General features: G+C 63.6%; 4 protein-coding genes and 1 pseudogene. All 5 read left to right on the forward strand.

The genetic code is table 11. The features are described 5' to 3' along the window. Window positions 1-38: 38 nt before the first annotated feature. Window positions 39-1,244: a sodium/glutamate symporter gene (gltS, locus tag F6X59_RS24570; RefSeq protein ID WP_152958723.1), complete on the forward strand. Its 1,206-nt coding sequence runs from the start codon at window positions 39-41 to the stop codon at window positions 1,242-1,244. Between the two features lie 277 nt (window positions 1,245-1,521). After that, window positions 1,522-1,905: a glycine cleavage system protein GcvH gene (gene gcvH / locus F6X59_RS24575; RefSeq protein WP_152958724.1), complete on the forward strand. Its 384-nt coding sequence runs from the start codon at window positions 1,522-1,524 to the stop codon at window positions 1,903-1,905. Between the two features lie 11 nt (window positions 1,906-1,916). Further along, on the forward strand, window positions 1,917-4,772 hold the full coding sequence (gene gcvP, locus F6X59_RS24580) for an aminomethyl-transferring glycine dehydrogenase (RefSeq protein WP_152958725.1): 2,856 nt from the start codon (window positions 1,917-1,919) through the stop codon (window positions 4,770-4,772). A 137-nt stretch (window positions 4,773-4,909) separates the two neighbouring features. Next, entirely contained in the window at window positions 4,910-6,286 is a 1,377-nt protein-coding gene (locus tag F6X59_RS24585) for an L-serine ammonia-lyase (protein WP_152958726.1), read from the forward strand. A 27-nt stretch (window positions 6,287-6,313) separates the two neighbouring features. Next, window positions 6,314-6,904 (forward strand): annotated as a pseudogene (gene gcvT / locus F6X59_RS24590) (glycine cleavage system aminomethyltransferase GcvT); the annotation flags it as partial.

The raw sequence follows: 6,904 nt of genomic DNA on the forward strand, positions 1-6,904 counted from the left end.
TGGCGCTCATCTTTGTTGATGGAGAGAGAGCGCCTCTCATGCTTGAACTCGACTTCTACGGCACATTGGTCGCCGCCTCACTGGTGCTGTTACTGGGCCACGGGCTGGTGACGCGTGTCGCTGTCCTGCGAACCTACAATATCCCCGAACCTGTTGCAGGCGGCCTGGTCGTTGCCCTGCTCCTGCTGGTGTTACGCAGCTTCGACCTGAAAGTGCAATTCGATACTTCATTGCAAGCACCGTTGATGCTGGCCTTCTTCGCCACCATCGGACTGAACGCAGACTTCGCCAGTTTGAAAAAAGGCGGGCGCGTGGTCGGCATCTTCCTGGTCGTGGTGACCGGCTTGCTGCTGGTGCAGAATGCCATGGGCATCGGCCTGGCCACGGCATTGGGGCTGGATCCGTTGATGGGCCTGCTGACCGGTTCCATCACGCTGTCCGGCGGCCACGGCACGGGCGCGGCCTGGAGCAGCACCTTCAGCGAAAAATATGGCCTGGCCTCCGCCTCGGAACTGGCCTTGGCCTCCGCCACCTTTGGCTTGGTGCTGGGTGGCCTGATCGGCGGCCCGGTTGCCCGCCTGCTGATCAAGCGCGTGCAGACGCCCGGCCAGGATCAGGCAGTAGCGCACTTGCCAAAAGGCTTTGAAGAGCCTGAAAAAGAACGCCTGATTACACCGTTCTCATTCATCGAGACGTTGGCACTCATATCGGTCAGCCTGCTTGGCGGCACCTTGCTCAATAGCCAACTGCATGGCACGGCATTCGAATTGCCGACATTCGTTTGCGTGTTGTTTGTTGGCGTCCTGTTACGCAACGGCCTATCTGCACTGGGTGTGTATCAGGTGTTCGAACGCGAAGTCTCAGTGCTCGGCAACGTCAGCCTGTCGCTGTTCCTGGCCATTGCACTGATGTCGCTCAAGTTGTGGGACCTGGCGGCCCTGGCCCTGCCCTTCCTGATTATCCTGGCCGCACAGACGTTGCTCATGGCGCTGTTCGCGATCTTCGTCACCTTCCGGGTCATGGGCAGCAATTACGATGCAGCGGTATTGGCAGCCGGGCATTGCGGATTCGGCCTGGGTGCCACGCCAACCGCCATCGCCAACATGCAAGCCGTAACCCACCGCTTCGGGCCTTCGCATCTGGCGTTTCTGGTGGTGCCGATGGTAGGAGCATTCTTCATCGATATCATCAATGTCATCGTCATCAAGCTGTACCTGGCATTGCCGTTTTTCGCTGCGGGCTAAGCCCAAACGCCTCATTGTATTGATTTCAATACAGCGTATTGAAATCAATACAAACCCCTTCCGATCCGTCTGTGCAAGGGTTTGATCGCCAAACTCTTTTTCCTTCCTTGCCAACTGTAGCGTTTTCATTCCAAAACAATTGCAGAATGATGACGATCAATACTCAACCTATTGTTTTATAAGACTTTTTTACGACTGGCCGCATTATTGCTAAGGGAATCCTAACCCAAGAGCGCGGACGCACCGCGCCCAACGCCCTGCTTCCCGAGGATTCCCCATGAGCGAGTTGCGTTTCACCGAAGATCACGAATGGCTGCGCGTCGAAGCCGACGGTAGCGTCACTGTGGGCATCACCGCCTACGCCCAGAACGCCCTTGGCGATGTGGTTTTCGTGCAACTGCCTGAACTGCAGCAGTATGAAAAAGGCAACGAAGCGTCCACCGTCGAATCGGTCAAGGCCGCCAGCGGCGTGTACATGCCCCTGACCGGTGAAGTGGTCGAGGTCAACGATGGCCTCAACGACAGCCCTGAACTGGTCAACGAAGACCCGCTGGGCGAAGGCTGGTTCTTCCGCTTCATCCCGGCCGACATGAGCGAAGTCACCGCCCTGCTCGACCAGGACGCCTACGACCGCCTGATCAAAGCCAACGACGACGCCTGAGGAATCCGACCATGACCATCAACCTCGGCACCGCCAACGAATTCATCGCCCGTCACATCGGCCCACGCGCCGCTGACGAGCAGGCCATGCTCGCCACCCTGGGCTTCGACTCGCTGGACGCCATGAGCGCCGCCGTCATCCCCGACAGCATCAAGGGCACCAGCGTGCTCGGCTCGGAAGACGGCCAGAGCGAGGCCGATGCCCTCGCTGCGCTGAAAGCCATCGCCGGCAAGAACGAACTGTTCAAGAGCTACATCGGCCAGGGCTACTACAACACCCACACCCCGGCACCGATCCTGCGCAACCTGCTGGAAAACCCGGCCTGGTACACCGCCTACACCCCGTACCAGCCAGAAATTTCCCAGGGCCGCCTGGAAGCGCTGCTGAACTTCCAGACCCTGATCAGCGACCTTACCGGCCTGCCGATCGCCAACGCATCCTTGCTCGACGAAGCCACCGCTGCTGCCGAAGCCATGACCTTCTGCAAGCGCCTGTCGAAGAACAAGGCCAGCCACGCGTTCTTCGCCTCCGTGCACTGCCACCCGCAGACCCTCGACGTGCTGCGCACCCGTGCCGAACCGCTGGGCATCGAGATCGTGGTTGGCGACGAGCGTGAACTGAACGATGTCAGCGCCTTCTTCGGCGCCCTGCTGCAATACCCGGCCAGCAATGGTGAAGTGTTCGACTACCGCGAAGTCGTCGAGCGTTTCCACGCCGCCAACGCCCTGGTTGCCGTTGCCGCCGACCTGCTGGCCCTGACCCTGCTGACCCCGCCGGGCGAGTTCGACGCCGACGTGGCAATCGGCAGCGCCCAGCGCTTCGGCGTGCCACTGGGCTTCGGTGGCCCGCACGCGGCCTACTTCGCCACGCGCGATGCCTTCAAGCGCGACATGCCAGGCCGCCTGGTCGGCGTGTCGATCGACCGCTTCGGCAAGACCGCCCTGCGCCTGGCCATGCAAACCCGCGAACAGCACATCCGCCGCGAGAAGGCCACCAGCAACATCTGCACCGCCCAGGTGCTGCTGGCCAACATCGCCAGCATGTTCGCCGTGTACCACGGCCCGGCCGGCCTCAAGCGCATTGCCGAACGCACTCACGCCCTGACTGCAATTCTGGCAGCCGGCCTGAAAGCCCTGGGCCTGGAAGTGGTTGGCGAAACCGCCTTCGACACCCTGACCCTGGCCACCGGCAGCGCCACCGCCAGCCTGCACGACAAGGCCCGCGCCCAGCGCATCAACCTGCGCCAGATCGACGCCACTCGCCTGGGCCTGTCGCTCGACGAAACCAGCACCCAGGCCGACGTCGAGGCCCTCTGGCAACTGTTCGGCGCTGACCAGGCCCAGCCTGACTTCGCCGCCCTGGCCGCCAGCACCGGCTCGCGCCTGCCGGCCGCCCTGCTGCGCCAGTCGGCCATCCTCGAGCACCCGGTGTTCAACCGTTACCACAGCGAAACCGAGCTGATGCGCTACCTGCGCCGCCTGGCCGACAAGGACCTGGCGCTGGACCGCAGCATGATCCCGCTGGGCTCGTGCACCATGAAGCTCAACGCTGCCAGCGAAATGATCCCGGTCACCTGGGCCGAATTCGGCAACCTGCACCCGTTCGCCCCGGCCGCGCAGAGCCAGGGCTACCTGCAGATGACCACCGAGCTGGAAGCCATGCTCTGCGCCGCCACCGGCTACGACGCCGTGTCGCTGCAGCCCAACGCCGGCTCCCAGGGTGAGTACGCAGGCCTCTTGGCCATCCGTGCCTACCACCGCAGCCGTGGCGAAGGCCACCGCGACATCTGCCTGATCCCGTCTTCGGCCCACGGCACCAACCCGGCGACCGCCCACATGGCCGGTATGCGCGTGGTGGTCACCGCTTGTGACGCCCGTGGCAACGTCGATGTCGAGGACCTGCGGGCCAAGGCCATCGAACACCGCGAGCGCCTGGCCGCGATCATGATCACCTACCCGTCGACCCACGGCGTGTTCGAGGAAGCGATCGGCGAAATCTGCGCGATCATCCATGACAATGGCGGCCAGGTTTATATCGACGGTGCCAACATGAATGCCATGGTCGGCCTCTGCGCCCCGGGCAAGTTCGGCGGCGACGTGTCGCACCTGAACCTGCACAAGACCTTCTGCATTCCGCACGGTGGTGGCGGCCCAGGCGTCGGCCCGATTGGCGTCAAGTCGCACCTGGCGCCGTTCCTGCCAGGCCACGCTGCGCTGGCAAATACCGAGGGCGCGGTGTGCGCCGCGCCGTTCGGCAGCGCCAGCATCCTGCCGATCACCTGGATGTACATCCGCATGATGGGCGGTGCCGGCCTCAAGCGTGCTTCGCAGATGGCGATCCTCAACGCCAACTACATCGCCCGCCGCCTGGAAGAGCACTATCCTGTCCTGTACACCGGTGGCAATGGCCTGGTCGCCCACGAATGCATCCTCGACCTGCGCCCGCTCAAGGACACCAGCGGCATCAGCGTCGATGACGTGGCCAAGCGCCTGATCGACTTCGGTTTCCATGCACCGACCATGTCGTTCCCGGTGGCCGGCACGCTGATGATCGAACCGACCGAAAGCGAGTCCAAGGAAGAACTGGATCGTTTCTGCGATGCGATGATCCAGATCCGCGAAGAGATTCGCGCAGTGGAGAACGGCAGCCTGGACAAGGACGACAACCCGCTGAAGAACGCCCCGCACACGGCGGCCGAGCTGGTTGGCGAATGGGCCCATGGCTACGGCCGCGAGCAGGCGGTGTACCCACTGCCGAGCCTGGTGGAAGGCAAGTACTGGCCGCCGGTTGGCCGGGTCGACAACGTGTTCGGCGACCGCAACCTGGTCTGCGCCTGCCCGTCGATCGAGAGCTATCAGGACGCCTGATAGCTCCCAGGTTTGCCACATACCCTGTGGGAGCGGGTTTACCCGCGAATGCGACAGTAAAGCCACCATTGCATTCGCGGGTAAACCCGCTCCCACAAGCTCCAGCGCCCGCCCAAACAAATTGGCAGGAGGTTCCCATGTCACTGAGCGTCTTCGACCTGTTCAAGATCGGCATCGGCCCCTCCAGCTCCCACACGGTCGGCCCGATGCGCGCCGCCGCGCGCTTCGCCGAAGGGCTGCGCCGCGATGGCCTGCTGGCCAGCACCGTTTGCGTCAAGGCCGAGCTGTATGGCTCACTCGGCGCCACCGGCAAAGGCCACGGCAGTGACAAGGCGGTATTGCTCGGCCTGGAAGGCGAGCACCCAGATACCGTCGACACCGAGTCCATTCCCGCCCGCCTGCAGGCCATCCGCACCAGCGGCCAGCTCAGCCTGCTGGGTGAACAGACCATCGCCTTCGTTGAGAAGCAGCACCTGGCGATGATCCGCAAGCCACTGGCCTATCACCCCAACGGCATGATCTTTCGCGCCTTCGATGCCGCCGGGTTGCAAATCCGCAGCCGCGAGTACTACTCGGTGGGCGGCGGTTTCGTGGTCGACGAAGACGCTGCCGGCCAAGACCGCATCGTCGAGGACAGCACCGTGCTGGCCTACCCGTTCAAGACCGCCAAGGAACTGCTCGGCCATTGCACCGCGCAGCACCTGTCGATCAGCCAGGTGATGCTGGCCAACGAGGCGGCCTGGCGCCCGGAGGCCGAGACCCGCGCCGGGCTGCTACGCATCTGGCAGGTCATGCAGGACTGCGTCGAGGCCGGCTACCGCCATGAGGGCATCCTGCCCGGCGGGCTCAAGGTCAAGCGCCGCGCGCCGGCGTTGTACCGGCAGCTCAGCCGCCACCCGGAAGCCAGCCTGCGCGATGCCCTGTCAGTCCTCGACTGGGTCAACCTCTACGCCTTGGCAGTCAACGAGGAAAACGCCTACGGCGGGCGTGTGGTCACCGCACCGACCAACGGCGCGGCGGGCATCGTCCCGGCAGTGCTGCACTACTACATGCGCTTCGTCCCTGGCGCCAACGAGGACGGCGTGGTGCGTTTTCTGCTCACCGCTGCCGCCATCGGCATCCTTTACAAGGAAAACGCCTCGATTTCCGGCGCCGAGGTCGGCTGCCAGGGCGAGGTCGGTGTGGCCTGTTCAATGGCCGCAGGCGCCCTGTGCGAAGTGATGGGCGGCACCCCACAGCAAGTGGAAAACGCCGCTGAAATCGGCATGGAACACAACCTCGGCCTGACCTGCGACCCCATCGGTGGCCTGGTTCAGGTGCCCTGTATCGAGCGCAACGCCATGGGTTCGGTGAAAGCCATCAATGCCGTGCGCATGGCCCTGCGTGGCGACGGGCAGCACTACGTGTCGCTCGACAAGGTAATCCGCACCATGCGCCAGACCGGCGCCGACATGAAAAGCAAATACAAGGAGACCGCCCGCGGCGGTCTGGCCGTCAACATCATCGAATGTTGAACCGACAAAAAAACCAAGGAGTCATCGATGTCCGAAACACTGCAAAAGACCCCGCTGCACGCCCTGCACCTGGAGCTGGGCGCGCGCATGGTGCCGTTCGCCGGCTTCGACATGCCGGTGCAGTACCCATTGGGCGTGCTCAAGGAACACCTGCATACCCGCGAGCAAGCCGGCCTGTTCGACGTCTCGCACATGGGCCAGATCGTCCTGCGTGGCGCCGATGCAGCCAAGGCCCTGGAATCGCTGGTACCGGTGGACATCATCGACCTGCCGGTGGGGATGCAGCGCTATGCCATGTTCACCAACGAGCAGGGCGGCATCCTCGACGACCTGATGGTCGCCAACCTCGGTGACGACACCCTGTTCCTGGTGGTCAATGCCGCCTGCAAGGATCAGGACCTGGCCCACCTGCAAGCGCACATCGGCAGCCGTTGCGACGTGCAGCCCTTGTTCGAGCAACGCGCCCTGCTCGCCCTGCAAGGCCCGGCGGCGGTCAAGGTGCTGGAGCGCCTGGCGCCGGAAGTGGCCGGCATGACCTTCATGCAGTTCCGCCCGGTGAGCCTGCTGGGTGAAGACTGCTTCGTCAGCCGTTCGGGCTACACCGGCGAAGACGGCTAC

The organism is Pseudomonas sp. MN1F (assembly GCF_009391885.1).
Lineage (GTDB): Bacteria > Pseudomonadota > Gammaproteobacteria > Pseudomonadales > Pseudomonadaceae > Aquipseudomonas.

What these genes read in the sequence shown, in the direction of transcription:
- gltS (WP_152958723.1), top strand. Translation starts at nt 39, where the DNA reads ATGCTTGAACTCGACTTCTACGGCACATTGGTCGCCGCCTCACTGGTG.
- gcvH (WP_152958724.1), top strand. Translation starts at nt 1,522, where the DNA reads ATGAGCGAGTTGCGTTTCACCGAAGATCACGAATGGCTGCGCGTCGAA.
- gcvP (WP_152958725.1), top strand. Translation starts at nt 1,917, where the DNA reads ATGACCATCAACCTCGGCACCGCCAACGAATTCATCGCCCGTCACATC.
- F6X59_RS24585 (WP_152958726.1), top strand. Translation starts at nt 4,910, where the DNA reads ATGTCACTGAGCGTCTTCGACCTGTTCAAGATCGGCATCGGCCCCTCC.